This window comes from Pseudonocardia sp. SID8383, from assembly GCF_009864975.1.
GTDB lineage: Bacteria > Actinomycetota > Actinomycetes > Mycobacteriales > Pseudonocardiaceae > Pseudonocardia > Pseudonocardia alni.
In genome coordinates, this window is the sequence record NZ_WWFY01000639.1 from 1 (window position 1) to 1,436 (window position 1,436).

The 1,436-nt window shown below is 76.5% G+C and carries 1 protein-coding gene and 1 pseudogene; both read right to left on the reverse strand.

The genetic code is table 11. The features are described from left to right. Positions 1–26: 26 nt before the first annotated feature. Positions 27–803 (reverse strand): polyprenol monophosphomannose synthase, encoded by a 777-nt coding sequence (locus GTW08_RS15700; protein WP_073574854.1) that lies wholly within the window; start codon positions 801–803, stop codon positions 27–29. Positions 804–1,004: 201 nt separating this feature from the next. Next, positions 1,005–1,436 (reverse strand): annotated as a pseudogene (locus GTW08_RS15705) (hypothetical protein); the annotation flags it as partial.

Below are 1,436 nucleotides of genomic sequence, written 5' to 3' on the forward strand. Positions count from 1 at the left end.
GAGCGCACCCGGGGGCGCCGCGCGGCTCAGCCGTGTGCGGCGCCCTCGGTGACCGGCCCCGCGGGGCGCTGGGGGGTGTCGCGGCCGAGCCGGTGCGACAGGCCCCAGCAGGTGACCCGCCACAGCGCCTCGGCGACGATGCCGCCGCTCATCTTGGACGCACCGCGCTCGCGCTCGGTGAAGGTGATCGGGACCTCGCTGACCCGGAACCCGGCCTGCAGGGCCCGCCAGGCCATGTCCACCTGGAAGCAGTAGCCCTGGGAGGCGACCGAGTCCAGGTGCAGCTGCTCGAGCACGGTGCGCCGGTAGACGCGGTAGCCGCCGGTGATGTCGCGCAGCGGCACGCCGAGTGCGAGGCGGGAGTAGAGATTGCCGCCGCGGGAGAGGAGCTCGCGGTGCCATGGCCAGTTCACGACGCGCCCGCCGGGCACGTAGCGGGAGCCGAGGACGACGTCGGCGTCGGTCAGGGCGGCGAGCAGCGCGGGAAGGTCCTCGGGGGCGTGCGAGCCGTCGGCGTCCATCTCGACGACGACCTGGTGCTCGCCGGTCAGCGCGTGCCGGAAGCCGTCGAGGTAGGCGGCGCCGAGGCCGTCCTTGCCGGAGCGGTGCAGGACGCGGACGCGTTCGTCGGCGGCGGCGAGGGCGTCGGCGAGCTCTCCGGTGCCGTCGGGGCTGGCGTCGTCGACGACGAGCACGTCGGCGTCGGGCAGCGCGGCGTGCAGCCGCGCGACGGCGGGACCGAGGTTCTCCCGCTCGTCGTAGGTGGGAACCACGACCAGGACCGGGCCCGGCGGTTCGACCATGCTCGTCCTCTCCCCCGCCCGATCGGTGTCGACCGGGCGACCCTACCCGTACCGACCGCACCTGCTCGGTCACCGCTCGTCGTGCTGCGGCGGAGCGCGGTCGTGCGGACAGCGTAGTGGAGCGCCGCGACCGCCCGACGCGGCGGCATCGGACGCGGGACCGGACCCGGGGCGGGACCCGGCGCGGGACGGGGGCGGCGGTCAGCGGGTCCCGGCGAGCAGATGGGCGTTGCCCAGCGCCTCCAGGACACCGCCGCGGGCCCGGCCGCCGGTGTTCTCGCCGGGGAGGAACCACTCGTAGCCGTAGGCGGCGGCGAAGCCCGCCTCGTCGACCGCGTCCGGGGCGATCTGGCTGGCGTGGGCGAGCATCGCGGCCCGCTTCACGGCGAGCTCGGCCGGGCCGCCCCCGACGGCGACGGCGATCTCGGCGGTGACCCGGCCGTAGCCGACGCCGGCGGCGTGCGCGGCGCCGTGGACGAGGTGCCGGTCACGCGCGGCCAGCGCGAGGTGCTCGCGGTCGACGGTCATCCGGTAGCCGTGGGCACCGGTGAGCGAGCAGGCGATGGCGCCCGCGGCGTGTGCGGCGCGGTGGTCGGGATGGCCGTAGATGCCGGCGTCGTCGTCGTGCAGGAC